We start from the raw sequence: 18745 nt of genomic DNA, 5'->3' as shown, positions 1-18745 counted from the left end.
CGCCGACCCCACCCACCCACACCCCCCCCCCCCCCCCCCCCGGGGGGGGGGCCGCCCCCCCCCCCCCCCCCCCCCGGGGGGCCCCCCCCCCCCCCCCCCGCCCCCCCCCCCCCCCGCCCCCCCCCCCCCCCCCCCCCCCCCGCCACGGCCCCCGCCCCGGCCCCCTCTGCGGGCGGCGGAGTGTCCCCCATGACATACCGCTAGGACCGGCTGTGCCCCTGACCTGAGAGCTGCCCCGGTGCGTGCGGCCGACCCCACTGCCGAGCTGTCCCTTGCTGCACTCGAGTTCGGATCGGACCCCGCCCAGGCCATCGGCCCCGCTAGCTCGAACTAGTCCCTGACGCCCCCTCCGACACCAGCCCTCCCTCGAAGGACCAAGTGCTCCAGGAGCCGGCCCTGCCGCAGGCTTTTATATCCCATACCGGCTTCCCTCGCTTCGCTCGGGAGCCTAATGGTATATCATTTACGGCATGAGCGGTCCTTCCACCCAAGCCACGATCGGCCTCTCCGAGCGCCTGGCCCGCCTCGCCGCAGGCTCCGCCGGCTCGCCTCCCGAAGCGCTTGCGCGTGCCGCCCTCGTGCTGGCCTACTCCCATGGCGACGGCCCGGCCGCCGTCCGCTTCCTCAAAGGCCTCGCCCACAAGTCCCGGCCTGACCTGCTCGGACTCGTCTCCGATTCTTCGGCCATGTCTCGCCTCAGTCGTCAGTCTCGCTCCGCTGCTTTGGCTTCTCCCTCTCGCGGCGGCGCGGAGGATCGGCGCAAGCTCGTCGTCTCCCTCTCCCGCCTTGTCCTCACCCGCCTGCTCGATCCGGTCCCGGCTGGATCGGGCGTCTCGGACCGGGCCCTCGTGGAGCGGCGCCGGCTGTTCGCGGTGATCGGCTGGGACATGATCGGCCAGGCGGCGGAGCGCGGCTGGAACTCTCTGGCAATCAATCAGCGCGAGCTCGCGGCCCGGATGCTGAGCCACCAGCCGAACGTCGCCCGGACCCTGAAGGACCTGGCCGGCCTGGGGTGGATCAGGGTGCACCGGCAGTGGCGGGGATCGGTTCAGGTGTACAAGCTGAACCGGCTCAGCTCGAAGGCGACCGGATCGCAGGAGGTCGCTCGGGCGGCGTTCGATCTGATCGGCGAGCTGGCCGATCATGCGCTCGGAGTGGATCGGCCGATCGGATCGGCAGCGGCCCTGATCGCCCTGGCGGATCACCCCGCCTGGATCGCCGATGCGGGGATCGGATCGCGACACTGGCTCTTCCTGCTCGCACTGGCCGGGGACGCCGATCCGGTCGCGCTCGGCCTGGGGGCCCGGTCCGTGGGGTCGATCCGGCGCGAGCTGGCGGCCGCGGGCCTGGAAGGGGCGGAGTCCTGGGGGCTCGATCGGATCGCCGCGGCCCTGGATGCGGTCGCTGCCGGCACGGATGTGGCGGATCGGCTCGAGGCCACGGAGGCTGCCCGGATGCGTGAGGCGGCGGATCGGCTCGCAGCGGTGGAGGAGGCCCGTGCGGCCAGGCCGCCCAGGAAGGCCAAGCCCGAGAAGGGGTCGCGGACCGGATCGCGCACCGCCGCCCAGGCTGCCCCGAAGCCGGAGCCGCTGCCCAGCGTCCGGTACCGGATCCCGGAGGGGATGTCCGACGCCCAGGCCGAGAGGCAGGCCAAGGGGCTCGAGGCCAAGCTGGCGGAGGAGCGCGGCGGGGTGTGGGCCGGCCGCGTCCAGGACGGGTACCTGGTGCTCGACCAGACTGCCCAGGCTGTCGCCGCTGAGCCGGCCGCCCCTGCCGTCCTGGCCAGGGCCACGGCAAGGATCCCGGAGGGGCTCGCCGAGGACCGCAGGGAGGCATACGCGAGGAAGGCCGCGGCGAAGATGGCCGCAGACAACGGCGGGGTGTGGACGAGCCGGGAAGAGGGCGGCGTCCTCATCCTCGAGCGGACCGCCTAGCCCGCAGCGGCAACCGGACCGAGGGGCGTCCCGCACAGCGCGGGGCGCCCCTTTTCTGCGCCCTCCCGTGGGTGGAAGTTTCTGCGCCCGGGTGGAAGGACTTGCGTCACCGGAGAGGTGGACGTACTGTTGCCCCATAGTGGTTGAACATGTACGCCATGAATGAGAAATTCAACCTTTGGAGAGAGTGGAGGCACCCGCCGTGGAAGATTCCGTCGTCGACCTGATCCACCGCCCCGAGCCGCTCGACTGCACCGACATCTGGGACTCGGTCGACTGCCTCGAGCTCGAAGAAGTCATCCCCGTCCAGCACGTCCTCGAGGACGAGTTCGAGGACGCCCGCATTGCCGCGCTGCCGGCCATCTACGACGCCGTCGCCGCCCGCGCTGAGTTCCCCAACCTGACCCTGGAGCGCTTCGAGCGGGTCCTGCGGGCCATGGGCTACCGGATCCTCCTCGTCGTCGGCACCGACCACGGCCACGCCCCGGCAGCGGCCCCCGCCGCCTCGGCGGCATAGACCCCCGCACACAGACCCACCGACCGCAGCACCCACCGGAAGGACAAGCCGTTGAGCCAGACCCCCACCCCGCACGACCAGCTCGAGGGCGACTCGCCCCTCAAGCGCCGCCTTGTCTCGCTCGCCGCGTTCGCCTGTGGCGCCGCGGTCATCGTCGGGACCGTCGCCGTCACCCACCACCAGGCCCCCGAGGCGGCCCCGGCCGCCGTCACCGTCGCAGCCCCCGCGCAGTTGACCGCGGACCAGGAGGCCCGCATCGCCGCGCTGCACGTCGCGGCCCGCGAGGCGGCCGACCAGTTCGCGGCCACCAACGCCAGGGACGCAGCCCTGCGCACCGCCGCCACCGAGGCCGCCCAGGCCTACACCGGCGGAAACCACTAAGAGAGGAAGCCATGTTCCGCAAGATCCTCATCGGAGGGGCCGGGGTCCTGCTGGCTGCAGGCGCCGGCCTGACCGCCCTGCAGGTGACCACTCCCGCATCCCAGACCGCCCCCGCCCCGGCATCGACGGCACCGGCGAAGGCCGCCCACACGGCCAAGCCCAAGCCGGCCGACACCCCCACGGCCGAGCCCACGAAGGAATCCCTCAGCCAGAAGGTCGAGGACAAGATCGCCGGCAAGGTGCTCAAGTCCCACGGCAAGGACGTCGCCACCCCGGCGCCGACCAGCGACAGCAACAGCTCGGACCAGTCCGACAGCAGCTCCGACCAGTCCAGCGACTCGGGCAGCACCGACACCCCGTCGGACGACAGCACGAGCTCGGACCAGTAGCCCCCAGCCTCACAGGAAGGAAGGAACGCGATGGGCACGAAGACCCGTGCAGCCGCAGCAGCGGCGACGGCCCTCATCACCCTCGGTGGCGCAGCAGTCCTCTGCGCGGCCCAGGCGCCCGCCAACATGCCGGCACCCGCCACCACGGCCCGGGCGGGGGCGTCCTCCAGCGCCTCTGCCCGGGCCCTCACCCCCACCCCCGCACCGACCGCCACCGCTGCGGCCCCTGCGGTCGACGTCAACGCCCTCCCCTGGGAGACGGTGGAGACCGTCGTGCCGGCCCCGGCCGACGACGGGGCCCCGTTCCTGGGGATCGTCGCCCACCCCGCCCAGGGCGCCGTGGTCACCGACAGGTCCCCCGAGGCCGGCGGCACCCCGATTGCCCTGCTGCCGGAGACGACCCTGGCCGACCCCACCGAGCTGCCCGTCATCGGGCAGAGCGACTCGGCTTGGCGGGTCCTGCTCCCGGCCCGGACGGGGCTGCCCTCCAGGGGCAAGTCCTCGCTGCCGGGGACGGGCTGGGTCGCCAAGGCCGCCGCCACCACCAGGGCCCAGGCCCGCACGGTGGACGTGGACCTCGAGGCCGGGACGGTCACCGTCCTGGACGGCAAGGCGACGGTCCTGACGGTCCCGATCCGGGTCTCCGGCGGGGCCGACACTCCGCGGGGGCGCGGCACCGTCCTCTCTCGCTACATGACCCAGACGTCCCGCCTGTGCGGCGTCGGGCCGGAGGCCATGACGTCCCTGCAGTCCCCGCGGATGGACGGCTACGACGGCGCGAACACCGCGATCGCCGGGGTCCATTCTCTGGGCGAGTACTGCATCCACTACGGGGGCTACGAGCAGCGCACCCCCGGGTGCGTGATCCTCCAGCCGGCCGACCTGGACGCCTGGAACCGCGCGGTCCCGGTCGGGACCCCCATCACCGTCCACTGACTCCACGATCCCTGCCCGCCCACTACTCACATCCACCGCTACTCATCCACTCACCGCATCAGCCACTCAGGAGGCACACATTGGCCAAGCACCCCCGCACCCGCACCGTCGCCGGCGTCGGCATCGGCGTCCTCGCCGCCGGCATCCTCAGCGTCGGCCTCATGGCCCCGGCCAAGGCGGTCACGGGCAACGTCATGCCGGGCGACACGTACACGTGCCCGGACGGCACCGTCCTGGGGGCCTCCCCGTCCCTGGCGGTCGCGCCGTCCTCGGTCACGCAAGGCGCCCCCGTGACGATCTACGGCACGGGGCTCTACCCGGGCCCGGTCAGCTTGTCCGTGAACGGGCACGCCATCGGCACCGGCACCGCGTCCTGCGCCAACGGCGGGTCGATCAGCGTCTCGTACACGACGACGGCCACGGACCCCACGACGGACACCGCCTCCGCCATTGGCGACAACGCCGTCACGGCGTCGGCCCCGTTCTGGGTCACAGCCCCGAGCAAGACGACGGTCGTCGGTGGCGGCACGTCCTCGGGCGGGTCCGGCACCCTCAAGCCGATCCCGCCGGCCCCGACCCCGGTGGCCACCCCGGCCCCGAAGCCGACGCCCGCCCCGGTCGCGGCCCCCGCGCCGAAGCGCCAGCCGAAGCCGGTCCCCGTGTTCGCCCCCGCCCCCAAACCCGCCCCCGTGGTCAAGCTCGTCGAGCCCATGGCTGCTGTGGTGATCCGGTGAGCGCCCGCACCGTAACCCTCTACGGCCGACCCGGCTGCGGCCCCTGCAAGGCCACCGAGCGGGCCCTCGAGTCCGCCGGCATCGAGTACGCCCACGCCGACGGCGCCCAACACCGCGACGAGCTCGCCGCCCTCGGGCATGCCCAGTCGCCCGTGGTCGTCGTGCGCGACGCCGCCGGGGCCGTCCAGGCGTCGTGGCAGGGCCTGAGGCCGGACCTAATCCAGGCCCTGGCCGCCTGACCCGCACAGAGGGGAGCCCCGCACCCCAGGGCGCCCCTCCCCCACCCGCTCCACCTCGCACCCACTGGAAGGAACACCGTGAGCAACGCCACCGAACTCCTCGGGGCCGCCCCCGCCGCACGCGCCTCCCGCGCCGGCCGCGCCGGCCGGGCCGCCAGGGCCGCCGCCCTGGCCGCCGCCGGGCTGCTGGCCCTGTCCCTGGCCGCCTGCGACTCCACCGACGACACGGCCGCCCAGGGCTCCCCCAGCGCCGCCCCGTCCCCCTCCGCGTCCCCGTCGTGGGACGCCATGGCCGGGACTACGCCCCTCCCGTCCAAGTCGGCCAAGGCCGCACCCACCCCGGAGATCCACCCCGGCCCGACCACGCCGAAGGAGCGGGCCGCGCTGTACGGGAAGGACGCCAAGACGGTCAAGTGCACCCCCGGGGCGAACGCCGAGGCCCTGGCCAAGGCTTCCAGGACCCCCGAGGAGGGCCCGCTCGTCGTTGTCGGCAACGATCATGTCATGGGAGCGCCCGCCCTCGTGTTCGACGGATCGGCCCCGAAGGTTGAGGCCCCGTCTGTCAGCGCCGGCGCACAGGAGATGGACACCGTCGAGTACTGCCTCCACATCGGCCACGGCAGCGCGACGGTGTCGTGGGCGGAGGTCAGGGACAGGCAGGCGGCAGGGCCGAAGACTTACAAGGTCGCCCCGGACAAGGACGGGTGGGCCCGGGTTCCCGTCCTCGCCGGTGCCGGGCTCCCCAACGCGCCGATGCCAGCCGGCTCGCCGGCGTCGGTCGCGATCCTCACGGCCCGCCAGGACGCCCCCAAGGGGAAGGGCTACGCGGTGGATGTGGCGTTCTCCGTGGACGCCGCCTGGCACCAGTGACCCCGGACCAGGGCGGGCGATGGTCAGCCACGCCCCCGGGCTAATTGCTAGGCGGCCGGCTCTCCTGAACCAGGAACTGGTCCCACAGGAGGCCCGAAGCGAGCACGAGGGTCGCCCTGTACGTCACGCGCCTAGCCTCTGGAGGCAGGACGGTCTGGGAGAAGAACGTGTAAGACTCCCCCGCGTCAATGTTCTTTGAGTCCAACCTGGACGCCACTCCGCCGGAACGCGAGGCGGTACTTTGAGTGGGGCAGCTATCCGTCCACCGAGAGCGCACATGGTCGAGAAGATGATTCTCGGTCACTCAGGGGAAACTTTCAGTCTTCCCCGCGCATCAATCTCGAGGTGCCGATTGGGAAGGGAGGCTTTCTTCGGATGAGCCTTCATGGTCCAAGGCTGGGCGCCGCGCCCGCCCGCCCGCCACGGCGGAAGGTCCCGACCGTCACATCACTTCCTCTGCGGCCGGTGCCGTGTAGATTACGGCCCCTCCCAAGATGCAAAACAAATTGTTCTGCACCGGTCCCGCCGGACGTGGAGGGGCCCCGAGTTAGGGAAGGGGTGCCCGGCAATGTGCAACGACGACCGCCTGGCGCCTGAGGAGCTGCGGAAGATGCCCTATCTGGTCGAGCTCGCCGAGTACGCCCACGAGAACGGGGTCGAGCCCTCAGCCGTGATCGAGGAGGCCATGCGCGACACGGAGGCCACCCGGAAGCTTGGGGGCGGTAGCCTCCGCTCCCAGAGGAAAGCAGAACCCCCGCCCTGAGGCGGGGGTTCCGTTCACTCTTGCCTCATGTCCGAATCTGCTTCTTCCTGGGGCTCCAGTCCGAGCTCGCCGTAGCGAATGAGTCCGAGGATGGGTGCCGGCACGCCAAGGCGGCTAGCAGTGGTCGTAAGAGCTTCCCGGAGATACGGGATGACATTCATGCTCCCGATCTTCGTGACGAAGTCGCCGACGACCTCGCCATCGGTCCCCTCGAACGTGCCCTCGCAGTCATAGCCCGCCGCGATGTCCGCCAGCAGTGAGGCATCCGGGGTGACGAGACTCATTCTGAGGCGTACCTCGGCGTGGCCGTCCCCGAACCGGAACGCCGCCTGCATGTCCTGAGACTCTGATAGGCCATCGTCAGGTTGTCTCAGGATCCCGTGGATCTCGTAGGTGGTGATCTTCGTCAGCTCAACGCCTTGCACGACCTCTTCAATGCTCTTGTAGGTCGCGCGTGTCTTGGTGCTCATGCCGCAGGGGCGTAATCGAACTTGGAGACGCGCGCGGCCTCAACCGAGAACTGCTTGCCCACAGTTCCCATCCCGGCGAACGTCACGTCCATCGGCGGCATAGGTTGAGCTTCCAGATGGATCCACCCATCGGAGGTGGTGGTCGAGCCGTTGGCCTGAACCTGATGGCAGACCTTCGCGCCCACAGCGAGCGCGTACCGCCTAAGGGTCGAGAGCCGGGGGTCGTTGTCGTGCCGCTCGAAGTTGCTGATCGTCGACTGCTTGACGCCGAGCATCTCGGCTAGTTCGTGCTGGGAGATGTTGGCGGCTCGACGTGCCTCGATAAGGGCCCATCGCAGGTCATTGTCCGCTGAGGCGAGATGGGCGGCCAACTCGATCAACTGTTCGCGGGTACGCGAAATCAACTCTTGCTTGCGGTCCATAGACTAAAACCTATCACGCTTGTCTGTCTTGAGCCTCAGGCTTAACGCAATCGTGACAAGCCTTCTTCCGGTGGCCCCATCGTCTGTCCAGGCCCTCTTCATGGCGCTCGCCCGCCTTGTCGATGTGCCCCTGCTGAAGGGCGTCGATCGTCGGCTGGTCCTGGCTCGACACATCCTTCTCGTGGAACAGAAGCACGACGAAGTCAGGACTCTGCTCGGGTTCGGCGTAGTACGCCCGGAACTCGCGCTTCTTCTTCCGTCGCTTCCACTTGAGCTCCCAGAGGTAGGGGTTGGTGCGTACGGGCTCAAGCACGTCAGGGTTGCCTTCGGGAAGCCGGCCGTGGGCCGCTGACCTGAGCAGACCTAGCACGTCGCCCACGAAGCCCGTGTCGTCGAGGAGCTTTGGGTACGCGGCCGCCGAGGTCTCGTTCAGTTCATGCCATACCGTTCGGCCGTTGCCCAGGGTCGCCCAGTGGACATCGGCGAAGCGATCGCTCGGGGTCGTCGCCTTGGATGCACGCTCACTTGGACCAGGTACCACGATCTCTGTCCCCTCGTACCCTTGGGGATTACCCTGTTCGCCCCCGACTGGTCCCAAATGTACAGGCCGTCGTCGGGTGCCACCTGAGGGCGCGGCGGCCGCCGGGCGACTGGATCAGCGCCCGACGACCTGATTCCGGCGCTGGCGGGTCTTCATGCGAGGGGGAAAGGCGCGCTCTCGTCCCGCCTTCGTTCCCCTTCGAGCCAGCCGGGCGCCCCGCGGGGGTCGACCGGCAAGAGCAACGCCCTCCGCATCCTCATGCGCGAGGCCGCCCGCCAGGGCTTCGACCTCAAGTCCTTCCCCGACGACCGGGTGTGGGCTCCCGACGGCGACGATCCGCTCGAGGTGTTCGCCCACGACGATGCCGAAGCTGAGGTACCCCTTGCGGACGACGCCGTCGACGACCACCAAAGGTGAGGCTAACAGAAGAGCAGCGAGCGCATATACATATTGAAGGTAAAATTCCACCTGTGCGTCGCGGGCAGAAACAGGAACGGGGAAGCCCCCGCGAAGGGGCCTCGCCGCATCCAGGGCGGTCGGCTTCTAGAAATCGAAGTCCGAGTCGGGCGCGTCGTCCGTATCCGAGTCCGGCAGCGGGACTGGCTGCTCGGCCGCCCAGGCGATGTACTTGTTCTCCGGCTCGGCCGGCTCCCCGATGGGCTCCCCGGCCTTGGTCGTGACCTCGTCGGCGGCGGGCTCGGCCGGGAGGTACTCGGCCGGGGCCGCCTGGCCCAGCCAGACCTTCTCGGCGTTGTCGTCCTCGACGCCGTCGCACCAGTCCTTGAGGGTGATGGCGTACTGGCTCCCCATGCCAGCGACCTTGACCTGCTTCCCGGCGCCCTGGCGGACCAGGATCGGGTCCAGGATGCGGAGGATCTCGCCCTTGCGGACCTCATCGCCCTTGCCCGGCTCGGACAGCTGCTTGGCCACCTCGCCGATGTTGAGCACCACGATCTTCCGGCCGCCGCGCTGCTTGACGATGTAGCCCAGGATCGGCTTGCTGCTCCCCGACGTGTCGAAGTTGCCCTTGACGATGAGGCGGGCGCGGCCGGCCAGGACGGTGTCGCGCAGGGCGGAGAGGATCTTGCCCTCGGAGTGCGCCGTGCGGTCGGCGACCAGGTTGCGCCACGCCACCGCGGCGGCGACCAGGCGCCCGAAGGCCTCGGCCTCCCACCTGTCGACGCGGGGCAGGAGGTGCTCCCCGCCCTCGACGGTGGCAGCCCGGCGCATGGCGTCGGCCCAGACGCGCACGCCGAGCACGGCCCGGGACGTGGGGTGGGTGAGGCGGCCGTTCCCGAAGGCGCCCAGCTCGGTGGCCATGAGGTCCCTGACGATGCCCTCGGCGTTCTCGCCGGTGGCCTTGAGGTAGGCCTCGAGCGTGGCGGGGCCGCCGTGGGGGCGCCCCGTGGCGTCCTTGCCCTCGACGATGTTGGCCGCCAGGGCGGCGATGAGGTACCCGCCCAGGAGCCGCAGGAGCTTGCCCTCGTTCTCGGCGATGGCCTCGAGCTCGAGCACCGTCTCCATGGTCATGTCGGTGCGGTCCATCAGGACGAACAGTGAGCGGTCGATCGCGCCCGCTGCCTTGAACGGGATGGCGTCCAGCTCGGCGGTGAGGCTCACGTGCACGATGGCCCGGTCGGTGCCCTTCTCCTGCCAGCCGTCGGCGGTGGACTGGGACTTGTTCTTCTGCCCGCTGTCGCCGTCGTAGGCCATGCCCAGGAGGCTGGTCACGATCTCGTCCTGAGCCTCGACGGCACTCTTGCCGCCCTCGCCGGTCTTGTCCTTGACGTCCTCGACGTGCAGGAGTCCGTGGTGGATGCCGTTGCGCATGGCGTCCACCACGGCCACGGTCGACTTGAACGAGCGGGCGCCCTGGTGCAGGCCCAGCATCTGCTGGCCCAGCTTGAGGGCCAGGATGGTCTTCCCGGACCCGGGCTTGCCGACCAGGACCATGGCCCCGCGGGACTTCACCCCGGAAAAGGCGGACCCGATGGAGCCCATGACGCAGTCCCAGCCGGTGGGGTTGACCATGCGCTCGCCCACGGACAGGGCCAGGTCGATCGCGGCGTGGACGCCCTCGCGGCCCTTGGGGTCGGCGGCCTTGAACGCGGCGGACTCGGCGGCGACGTCGGGGAAGGCCAGCTGCTGGATCACCGTGTTCGTCGTGATGGTCCGCAGGACGCCGTACTGGCGGGTGTAGCCGCTGAACCCGGGGGCGGAGGTGTCGGGGGCGGTGACGCGGCCCAGGGCGTCCGAGTAGCCGGGGCCGTCCCCGTCGGGTTCCTCCCAGCCGGTGTGGGCGCGGGCCTCCACCACCTCGGCCTTGCCGAGGCTGAGCTCGCGGATGCCCTGCAGGACCACGTCCTTGTCGCGGCTGGTGACGGCGACGCCGTAGCCGCCCTCCACCCTCGGCAGCCAGCTGCGGGTGTCGGCCAGGCCGGCGTCGGTGAGGTCCGTGACCTTCGAGTGCGCGAGGACCCCGTCGCCGCCGGCGGCGGTGGTCACGCCCAGGTCGTACCGGAGCTCCGGGTGCGACCCCGGCTTGACCAGGTTGCGGGTGATGTGGACCCGCTCGATGTCCACGGCCGCGTTCATGAGCTTCCGGCCGGGCTTGGAGGTGCCCTTCTCGAGGTCGGTGATGACGTTCTCGCGGATGGTGCCGGCCTCGTGGTCGACGATGATGCCCGGGAGGTCCTCCACCGGCAGAGGCGGCAGCTCCCCGGCGTTGGCGACGAACGCCTGGATGTAGCTGGCCCGCTTGGCCTCGGGGACCTTGCACAGCACGTCGTCGGCGCCGCGCTTGGTGTCGGCGGCCAGCTTCCCCTCCGGGTCGTACTCGGGGACAACCGGCAGGGTCGCGAAGCGCACGGACACGGCGCCCAGGCTGGTCAGGTGCGCGGCGAGGCGGAGCCCGGCGCGGTGCACGTTCGGGTTGGACTGGACGTCGCCGTCCAGGGCGATGACGACGTGGGAGTCCTTGATGCCCAGCTTGGCCCAGGCCGGCACGTACCCGACGTCCTTCTTGCGGCCGCTGTCGCACCCGCCGATGCCGATGACGGCGAGGTCGTCCGGGGCCCAGGAGGCGACAGCCTGGTAGCCCTTGGTGCCCTCGATGATGAGCTTGGTGGTCCGGGTGGTGCTGTAGCGGCCCTCGGAGTCGTGCTGGTCCACCTTCCACAGGCCCACGGCCGCGCCCTTGGCGTAGACGTACTTGCCGGGTGCACCATTCTTGGCCTCGTACTCGACGGCCTTGCTGGTGACGATGCCGATCGGCTCCGGGAACTCGTCCGAGAGGCGGTCCATGCGGTACTGGCACTCGATGGTCCCGTCGGGGGTGCGGTGCTCGAACAGGATCCCGCCGCCCCAGCTGAAGTACCACTGCAGGGCCGAGGGCAGGTCGCCCTGCCTGAGAATGCTGCGGGCGATGCCCTGGAAGATGTTCGGCGCGATCGCGCAGGCCTCGAGCCAGTCGCGGTGCCAGGGCAGGAGCCCGTCGGGGCCGACCTTGCCGGCGAGGTCCACCGCGGTGCCGCCGACCAGGGTGAGGTTCGGGCGCGTGGTGTGGGTGTTCCGGGCGAGGGCGGAAGTCCCGTCGGTGACGGGGGCCAGGTCTTCCTGCGGGCGGTCGCTCAAGGGGGTGTCCTCCAGTATCGGTTTGAGTGACGAGCTACCTGAGGGACGTCCGATCCACTCCGGGGCTCTGGACCCCATGTGTGCGGCGTGGGACGGGGCGGTACCCGCTTGGGTGCTAGTTGCGGATGCTGACGGTGATGGTCTCGGACAGGAGGGCCGCGATGTCCCTGGCGGCCGCCGTGGGGGTGTAGCCCTTGGCGGGGAGGGCCGCCTCGCGGCACAGGGTGGACCACTCGGGGTCCTCGGTGGGGCACTCGGCCTGGACGGTGACGACCCAGCCCCACCGCCCCTCGGCCACGATCCGGCCAACGCGCAGGCCGTACTTCTCGCCGACGCCGTGGGCGGCAGCGGTCATGGCGGCCACCCCTTCGTCGGTGAGGCGCTCGATCGAGGTGAAGGACTCGCCGCAGGAGTCGATGGCGACGAGCTCCTCGCGGGTGCTCCTGAACACGTCGTAGGTGTCGCGGCCGTAGAACGCGTCCAGGAGCTCGTCGGCGAGGGCGCGGCGGCCGGCGGGGGTGCCGTAGCCGGCCTCGTGGGCCTTGCGGGTGAGGGCGAGACGCTCGGTGCGGGTTGCCGTTGCCATGGTGTGCCTCCCAGGTTGTGACCAGCTGGCTAAAACAACTGTACCGAACGCCTTAGCACTTTTGCAAATCATCACACCTTGGAGGCGGTCTGCGGCCCCTGCGGAGTCTCTAGTTCCAAATCTGAGGGGGCTAGTTCCAAGCTAGTTCCAAATCCACTTGGAACTTCGACGGACCCCAAAAACCCCGGAATCATGAGGAAGTAGAGGCCCTATCTATCTATCTATCTATCTAGTTCCAATAGTTCCAAGTCCTAGGAACATGACCCCTCGTCTGGGCAAGTACCCCCTAGGAGGCAGATGAAGGGCCAGAGGTGACATGGAGGCAAGTAGGGACCCAGGGGTACTCCCTAGCTATAGGGGGGTCTCGCTGCAGGACTTGGAACTGTTGGAACTTCGCCTTTCCGGGACCCATTCACCCCTGAACTTCCGCATGATTCCGGGGCTTTTAGGCATCCCAAAAGTTCCGAGCGGAGTTGGAACTAGGTTGGAACAAAGGTGCCCCGGACTTGGAACTAAGGACCTGGAGGGCCCCATGCACCCACCCAGGAGGCTCCAGGGCAACGAAAAGGGCCCCAGCGCTCGTGCACCAAGGCCCTTCCGGGGGCGGGGTCGGTCATTCGGCCGACGCGTCGGCCTCGCTGCGTTCGCGGACGTGGCGCACCAGAACCTCGAGGGCGGAGGTGACGACATCGGTGATGGTGAGGCCCTCGGCGGCCGCGGCAACCTTGGCATCCTCCCAGAGCTGCTCGTCGATGCGAACCGCCTTGTTCTTCTTCGCGGCCATGGATTTCTCCCTCGTGGTGGGCCCGGTTCGGGGCCGGGAGCGACCCTCTGCTTGGTTGAACATATTACCACATTTGCATGTGCGCTAGTCGTTCCACCGCATCGTGGGTGGAGTGGCCCGCCGCTGCCGAGTGCGGGATTCTCTTGCGTCGGCTGTCGGGGGCCCGGTCGGACTGGCCGGAGCCGGGAGCCCCCCGCCACACCGTCCGCTAGCCCGACCACCACACCCCGGCCGTGTGGCGGTCAGACGACGGGGCGCCCCGGGGGAGGGCCGCGGAGCAGGTGACGTCGGCGGGGATGCGCTCGACAGTGAGGAAGACCGGTTGGTTCACGGACAGCCGGGTGCGCTTGGCCCCCACAGGTCCAGGACGCGGGCAAGCTGGTCATTGTCGACGGTCCCGGCCTGGACTTCAACGATGGCGTACGTGCCGTCGGCGAGGTCGAAGAGGAGGGCGGCGAACCTGTCCGGGCGGGGGCGGGGACTGTGCGTTCGAACTGCGGCATGCGGTCAGTGACGCCCGGGAGGATGGGGCCCTCTTCGATGCGGGCGGCGCTCGGAACGCGGGGCGGCCCCCTTTCCGTGTCCGCGCTGCGTTCATTGCAGGCCGCCCAAATCGATCGATAGAATGTACGCCATGAGCGAACCATCAACCAAGCGCGAGCGGTATGCATCCTCGGGTCTGCGCCGGGACATCGACGAGGCCTTCGACCGCGTACAGGAATCCCTCGAGGAAGCCCGCGCCGCCTGGCCGACCGACCGCGCCAAGGCCCTGGCCGCCGCCGACGAGCTCCGGGTCCGCTCCAAGGAACTGCGCGACGGGATCGCCGTCGCGGCACGAGACACAGGCCTCGAGGGCGAGCCCCTCCAGTGGAACGAGATCGGAGACATCCTGGAAATGACCACCGGCGCCGCGTACTCGATGTTCGGCGGGTCCTGGGAAGAGATCCGCGAGGCCAACCGGGAGCGGAAGGAGAAGAAGGCCAAGGCCAGCAACCGCGCCCGCGAGACCTTCCCCTGGTGGTCCCTCAAGGAGGCCGCCGACATCTGCGGCATCACGATGAACGCGATGTACAAGCGCGCCGGCGGCAAGCCGGTCGAGGAAGAGGGCGCCAAGCCCCGCCCGGGCGGCAAGCTCTTCCCCGGCGTCCGCGTGGACTGGCACAAGCGCCGCAGCGGCAACTGGGTCGCCCGGTACGACGTCGACGAGTCGCTCATCGTCAATCGCGAGGCCGTCCCCGAGAAGGACAGGCACCGGTTCCCGAACCTCTTCCCGGAGGCCTAGGGGCCAGGCGTTCACAGACAGGTGGGGTGCCCGCACACATAGCGGGTGCCCCACCTTTTACATGTTCTAGTGTGTAATGTAGGCTTATATTATTCGCTACACCAAACAGGACAAGCCCCGACCTAGGGAGGCATGCCACGACCATGGCACCCCACGACAGCACCACCCACTCCGCTCTCACGGTGAGCCACACGACGCCGCTGTGGCGCCTCCTCGCCACCGTCGGCCTCTTCGGCGGCCTCGGCATGCTCGCCTACGGCCTCCGCGACATGCACCTGCTGGCCTACAGTTCCACCGTCGTGTCCTGCACCATCCTGTTCGCCATCGGGTTCTGGGCACGCCGGGCCTCCACCGTCAAGATGAAGGCGCGCTTCGGCCCGTTCCACAAGATCGCCACCGCACTCGTCGAGTCCCAGGCGGACATCAGCGCCTGGGTGAACCGCCGCACCCTCCTGGCCGGCCTCCTGGTCGCGTTCCTCATGGGCAACGGCGTCGCCCTCCTGCGCGCCGGCATCGAGACGGCCATGGCCTCCTTCACCTCCCCCTGGCTCGCCGGCGGCATCGGCTGCCTCATCGGGGCCGCGGCCGTCGCCCCCGAGTTCTTCCGGGGCCTGGCCAGCTCGCTCTCCATCAAGTCCACCGAGAAGGACGACGAGTCCGACGACCTCGAGCCGGCCGAGGCCGGGAAGTGAGGGCCGCAGGAATGTTCCGCATCGCACGCGACCGCAATGACAGCCTGAACCGCCGAGCTGAGCTCGAGCGGGAGACCGCCATGGCCTTCGCTGTGGTCGTCTTCATCGGCACCCCGTTTTCTGGGTGCTCCTCCACGTCCTGCACCTGACCGGCGTCCTCCACCCCGGCCACCTGCCCGAAGTGCCGTTCTGGCAGCTGGCCCTCTCCGGGATGCTGAGCGGCGCCGTCGTGTGGCCTATCTCCCAGATCGTCTACGTCCTCGCCGAAGGGAACTGAACCATGAACCGCATCGCACGCACCGCCCTGGCGGCCCTGGCCCTCGCCGGGTCCGCGACCGCCTTCGCCGCCCCCGCCCACGCCGACGCGACCTCCCAGATCCAGGGGTGGACGACCTCGAGCGTGGCGCTGTACTCCTCGTGCGACAACACGAACGGGTCCACGAGCACCATCCCGCAGCACACACACTTCACCGGGACCATCACCCCGCCGGCCAAGCAGTACGGCTCCGACTGCTACGAGCTGACCGACGACTACGGCCGCCACGGCTTCACCCCCAACGCCTACAGCCTGGTCACGATCGCGCAGGACACGGCGTCGATCTTCACCCGCTGGGTGGCGGCCGATCCCGGCGCGGCCAAGGCCAAGACCGGCCTGTTCGGGTCCGAGGCCGGGGACAAGGTCTACACCATCTACACCGGCCCGGGCGACAGCTTCGACAAGGCCGGGAAGGCCGACCCGAGGCAGACCCTCAAGGCCGGCACCCCCGTGGACGTCAACTCCTCGTCCTGGATCCCGGTGCAGACCTCCGACGGAAAGCTCGGCTTCGTGGAAGAGGACGCGTTCAAGCCCGCCACGGCCCCGGCCCCGACGGCGACCCCCGCCCCGGCGCAGGCCAAGGGCACGGACCAGGCCCAGGCGGCCGGTGCAGCCCCGGCGGCCCTGGCCACCGCTGCCCCCGCCACGGCCGCGCCGGCCGCCCAGGACAACTCCCTCACGGACACCGTCCTGGGCGTCATCCCCGGCAACAAGGGCCTGTGGGTCGTGGTGGCCGCGATCGAGGCCGCGCTGATCCTCCTCATCGCCGGCACCAAGCAGAAGCGCCGCGAGGCGAAGGCCGCGGCGGTTGACGCCCCGGAGCCCGTCAAGGCGCCCCGGTCCCGCCGCCCCGGAGCCGACACCCCCGAGGCCGAGCCCGAGCTCAACAAGGGCGGCGGCGCCCCGACCCTCATCAGCCTGGACTAGGAAAGGAACGAGACCTTGAGCCTCAGCCGTACCCTCCTCAAGGGCGGCGTTCGGATTGGCAAGGCCGCCGCCTCGGCGGCCTTCGCCACATCCAAGGACACAGAGCAGACCGATGCAGCCGACGGCCGCCACCGCTGGGCGGGCGTGCTCGTCCTGGCCGGCGCCGCCATGTTCTTCACCCTGTTCCTCTTCCACTGGCTGGCCGTGCCGCTGGCCTGGACTGCCGGGCTGACCCTGGCGCTGCGCTGGCCGCGCTCCCGCGGCCTGACCCTCTCCACCGGCACGTTCTACCGCGAGCTCGCCCGCCACCGCGCCCTGGCCATCATCCTGGGCGCCGGCGGGACCCTCGGCCTCATCCTGCGCGCGACCGTGGACGAGGCCAGCCCGCTCCTGGGCCTGGCCGGCATCGTGGCGATCATGGTCCTCAACGGGACCGTCGCCGCCGGGTGGACCTCCCGGACGCTGCGGCAGATGGCCCTGCGCGAGAAATACGGGCACATCCTCTCCGCCGTCCTCCAGGTGCCCGCGACCGCGCTCGAGCACTCCATCCTGGACGACCGCAAGAAGGGCGAGTTCCACATCGTCCCGACCCCGCCCGGGGCGGCCCTGCGCCTGGACTCCCTCGAGGAGCGGCTCGCCCTGGCTTGGCCGGAGTGGGCGGTGGACGAGGCCCGCACCTCGCACGCATCCCTGGTCCTGGTCGAGGCCGGCGCCGACGCGGTCGAGCGGCGCGAGCTGCTTCGCGAGACGGACGGCATGATCGAGGGCATCGTCCGGCACACCCGCCCCGCCGAGCGCACCGTGGCCGTCGCGGCCGGGTTCACCGGGACCGTCGCCGAGCTGGCCAAGGCGCACCGCGGCATTGTTCGGGCCCTGGGCGAGGGCTGGCAGATCGAGGAAGTCGACGGCAACGAGCTGCACCTGGCCGCCGACCCCGACCCCCGCCCCTCCGCCGAGACCTGGACCCTCCCGGCCGGGGTCTCCCCCACGGCCGGCGCCCGGTACGCGGCCCTGGCCGAATCCCGCGGCGCCACCCTGGTCGAGTGGGCGCCGTACGACCGGCAGGCCTTCGTGGCCCGCATCACCCCCGCGGCCAAGACGCTGCGCGACCGCATCGCCCCGGACCTCAAGGCCGAGCCATGGGATGTCGAGATCCGCCTCAAGTACGGCGCCACGGAGGCCGGCGACGGCTACGTGGCCGGGGTCGACGTCCTGCGCGGGCGCCGCCACGTCACCGACCCCAAGCGGCGCCGCGACGAGTGGATGTCGCTCATCGCCACCATGTGCCCGACCCCGGCCGACTACCTGTGGACCTACCGCGAGGACGGCCTAACCGGGGCCATTTCGTTCCGCTGCATCGCCGACCCGCTCGAGGGCATCGTCCCGTTCACGGTCGATCCGACGCAGTCGGTGACCGCGGACGAGCCCTGGCACGTGGGCCGCGACGAGAACGGCGACCCGGTGCTGGTGGACCTGGCGGCGTCGGCCCACATGCTCGTGGCCGGAACGACCCGGTCCGGCAAGTCGGTCGGGACGTATAGCCTCCTCACCCATGTGCTCCGCATGGGTGACTCGGCGCGGCTCCTGGTGGCGGACCCCAACGACACGACGATCGCGCCTTTCGAGGACAAGGTCTCCTGGTCGACGTCCTCCACCGACCCGGAGCCGGTGACCGAGATGCTCCGCTGGGTGCGTGCCGAGATGGACCGTCGCAAGCCGATCCTCCGCGCCATGCGCAGGGACAAGATCGAGGCGTTCTCCCCGGAACTGCCCCTCATCGTCGTGGTCATCGACGAGGCCGCCAACTACATGAACCACTCGGACACGAAGGCCGCTGGCGAGATGGCGGTCGAGCTCAAGGCTGTGGTGGCGCAGGCCGCCAAGTTCGGCGTCCGCGTCGTGCTCATTACCCAGAGCCCGGACAGCAAGGTGCTGGACACCACGACTCGCTCGCTCCTCTCGGCACGCATCTGCTTCCGCGTGGACGACCTGGCGCGCGCTCAGATGGCGTTCCCGGACATCGAGGACCCCGAGATCCTCCTGGACTGCAAGCCGGGCGTCGGCCTGGTCAAGCAGGTGGGCGGCCAGGCGCTCCGGTTCCGGTCCGTGTACCTCAAGGACCACTGGGACGTCGCCGCCCGGCTCCCCCAGTCCATGCCGAAGGTGAATGTGCGCGACCTGGGGGGCGTCGTGCTCCGGCCGGCGGTGCAGGACCTCACCAAGCAGCAGATCGAGGACATGGGCACGCTCGAGCTCTCCGCGGACGACCTCGTGGAGGACCTGGGCGAGCTCTCGTTCGACTTCGAGGACGACGAGGACGCGGCCTAGC

21 protein-coding genes are annotated in these 18745 nt (G+C 70.3%); 15 read left to right on the top strand and 6 right to left on the bottom strand.

The genetic code is table 11. The features are described 5' to 3' along the window. Positions 1-470: 470 nt before the first annotated feature. The 9 genes from ACVWWH_RS18545 (at position 471) to ACVWWH_RS18505 (ending at position 6763) form a co-directional block, all read left to right on the top strand. On the top strand, positions 471-1934 hold the full coding sequence (locus tag ACVWWH_RS18545; RefSeq protein WP_457317583.1) for a hypothetical protein: 1464 nt from the start codon (positions 471-473) through the stop codon (positions 1932-1934). Between the two features lie 202 nt (positions 1935-2136). Continuing rightward, entirely contained in the window at positions 2137-2451 is a 315-nt protein-coding gene (locus ACVWWH_RS18540; protein ID WP_457317582.1) for a hypothetical protein, read from the top strand. Between the two features lie 51 nt (positions 2452-2502). After that, positions 2503-2832, top strand: a complete 330-nt coding sequence (locus ACVWWH_RS18535; RefSeq protein ID WP_457317581.1) for a hypothetical protein — start codon at positions 2503-2505, stop codon at positions 2830-2832. Positions 2833-2843: 11 nt separating this feature from the next. Further along, a complete protein-coding gene (locus ACVWWH_RS18530) occupies positions 2844-3221 on the top strand; it encodes a hypothetical protein (RefSeq protein WP_457317580.1) in 378 nt (125 codons plus the stop codon). Positions 3222-3251: 30 nt separating this feature from the next. Beyond that, positions 3252-4157 (top strand): L,D-transpeptidase, encoded by a 906-nt coding sequence (locus ACVWWH_RS18525; protein ID WP_457317579.1) that lies wholly within the window; start codon positions 3252-3254, stop codon positions 4155-4157. An 80-nt stretch (positions 4158-4237) separates the two neighbouring features. Next, positions 4238-4891 carry a hypothetical protein gene (locus ACVWWH_RS18520; protein ID WP_457317578.1) on the top strand — a complete coding sequence of 218 codons (654 nt, stop codon included), beginning with the start codon at positions 4238-4240 and terminating at the stop codon, positions 4889-4891. Beyond that, a complete protein-coding gene (locus ACVWWH_RS18515; protein ID WP_457317577.1) occupies positions 4888-5130 on the top strand; it encodes a glutaredoxin family protein in 243 nt (80 codons plus the stop codon). Before ACVWWH_RS18520 ends, ACVWWH_RS18515 begins: the two co-directional genes overlap by 4 nt. A 78-nt stretch (positions 5131-5208) precedes the next feature. Further along, positions 5209-6000 carry a hypothetical protein gene (locus tag ACVWWH_RS18510; protein WP_457317576.1) on the top strand — a complete coding sequence of 264 codons (792 nt, stop codon included), beginning with the start codon at positions 5209-5211 and terminating at the stop codon, positions 5998-6000. Positions 6001-6568: 568 nt separating this feature from the next. Further along, positions 6569-6763 carry a hypothetical protein gene (locus ACVWWH_RS18505; protein WP_457317575.1) on the top strand — a complete coding sequence of 65 codons (195 nt, stop codon included), beginning with the start codon at positions 6569-6571 and terminating at the stop codon, positions 6761-6763. Positions 6764-6777: 14 nt separating this feature from the next. Here the strand turns inward: ACVWWH_RS18505 and ACVWWH_RS18500 are convergent, their stop codons facing one another. The 3 genes from ACVWWH_RS18500 to ACVWWH_RS18490 are packed head-to-tail and all read right to left on the bottom strand — an operon-like array spanning position 6778 to position 8196. Beyond that, positions 6778-7233, bottom strand: coding sequence for a hypothetical protein (locus ACVWWH_RS18500; protein WP_457317574.1), 456 nt, complete (start codon positions 7231-7233; stop codon positions 6778-6780). Then, positions 7230-7655 carry a helix-turn-helix domain-containing protein gene (locus tag ACVWWH_RS18495; RefSeq protein WP_457317573.1) on the bottom strand — a complete coding sequence of 142 codons (426 nt, stop codon included), beginning with the start codon at positions 7653-7655 and terminating at the stop codon, positions 7230-7232. The genes ACVWWH_RS18500 and ACVWWH_RS18495 overlap by 4 nt, the downstream gene beginning before the upstream one ends. Before the next feature lie 13 nt (positions 7656-7668). Next, positions 7669-8196 (bottom strand): hypothetical protein, encoded by a 528-nt coding sequence (locus tag ACVWWH_RS18490; protein WP_457317572.1) that lies wholly within the window; start codon positions 8194-8196, stop codon positions 7669-7671. A gap of 258 nt (positions 8197-8454) precedes the next feature. Here ACVWWH_RS18490 and ACVWWH_RS18485 point away from each other — a divergent pair, with 258 nt between their 5' ends. Next, a complete protein-coding gene (locus tag ACVWWH_RS18485) occupies positions 8455-8613 on the top strand; it encodes a hypothetical protein (RefSeq protein ID WP_457317571.1) in 159 nt (52 codons plus the stop codon). Between the two features lie 126 nt (positions 8614-8739). On the opposite strand, the gene ACVWWH_RS18480 is transcribed toward ACVWWH_RS18485, so the two are convergent. The 3 genes from ACVWWH_RS18480 to ACVWWH_RS18470 form a co-directional block, all read right to left on the bottom strand. Further along, positions 8740-11829 (bottom strand): hypothetical protein, encoded by a 3090-nt coding sequence (locus tag ACVWWH_RS18480; RefSeq protein WP_457317570.1) that lies wholly within the window; start codon positions 11827-11829, stop codon positions 8740-8742. A 115-nt stretch (positions 11830-11944) separates the two neighbouring features. Beyond that, positions 11945-12415, bottom strand: a complete 471-nt coding sequence (locus ACVWWH_RS18475) for a hypothetical protein (RefSeq protein ID WP_457317569.1) — start codon at positions 12413-12415, stop codon at positions 11945-11947. A gap of 613 nt (positions 12416-13028) precedes the next feature. After that, the gene (locus ACVWWH_RS18470; protein ID WP_457317568.1) at positions 13029-13199 is read right to left on the bottom strand and encodes a hypothetical protein; all 171 of its coding nucleotides are present in this window, start codon (positions 13197-13199) and stop codon (positions 13029-13031) included. A gap of 634 nt (positions 13200-13833) precedes the next feature. Here ACVWWH_RS18470 and ACVWWH_RS18465 point away from each other — a divergent pair. The 5 genes from ACVWWH_RS18465 (at position 13834) to ACVWWH_RS18445 (ending at position 18744) form a co-directional block, all read left to right on the top strand. Beyond that, entirely contained in the window at positions 13834-14481 is a 648-nt protein-coding gene (locus tag ACVWWH_RS18465) for a hypothetical protein (protein ID WP_457317567.1), read from the top strand. 143 nt (positions 14482-14624) lie between these two features. Beyond that, a complete protein-coding gene (locus ACVWWH_RS18460) occupies positions 14625-15173 on the top strand; it encodes a hypothetical protein (RefSeq protein WP_457317566.1) in 549 nt (182 codons plus the stop codon). A gap of 124 nt (positions 15174-15297) precedes the next feature. Then, on the top strand, positions 15298-15450 hold the full coding sequence (locus tag ACVWWH_RS18455) for a hypothetical protein (RefSeq protein WP_457317565.1): 153 nt from the start codon (positions 15298-15300) through the stop codon (positions 15448-15450). Positions 15451-15453: 3 nt separating this feature from the next. After that, the gene (locus tag ACVWWH_RS18450; RefSeq protein WP_457317564.1) at positions 15454-16416 is read left to right on the top strand and encodes a hypothetical protein; all 963 of its coding nucleotides are present in this window, start codon (positions 15454-15456) and stop codon (positions 16414-16416) included. Positions 16417-16431: 15 nt separating this feature from the next. Then, the gene (locus ACVWWH_RS18445; protein WP_457317563.1) at positions 16432-18744 is read left to right on the top strand and encodes an FtsK/SpoIIIE domain-containing protein; all 2313 of its coding nucleotides are present in this window, start codon (positions 16432-16434) and stop codon (positions 18742-18744) included. Position 18745 lies beyond the last annotated feature (1 nt).

It is taken from the genome of Sinomonas sp. RB5 (genome assembly GCF_054063535.1).
This window is presented reverse-complemented; position numbering and strand designations above follow the sequence as displayed.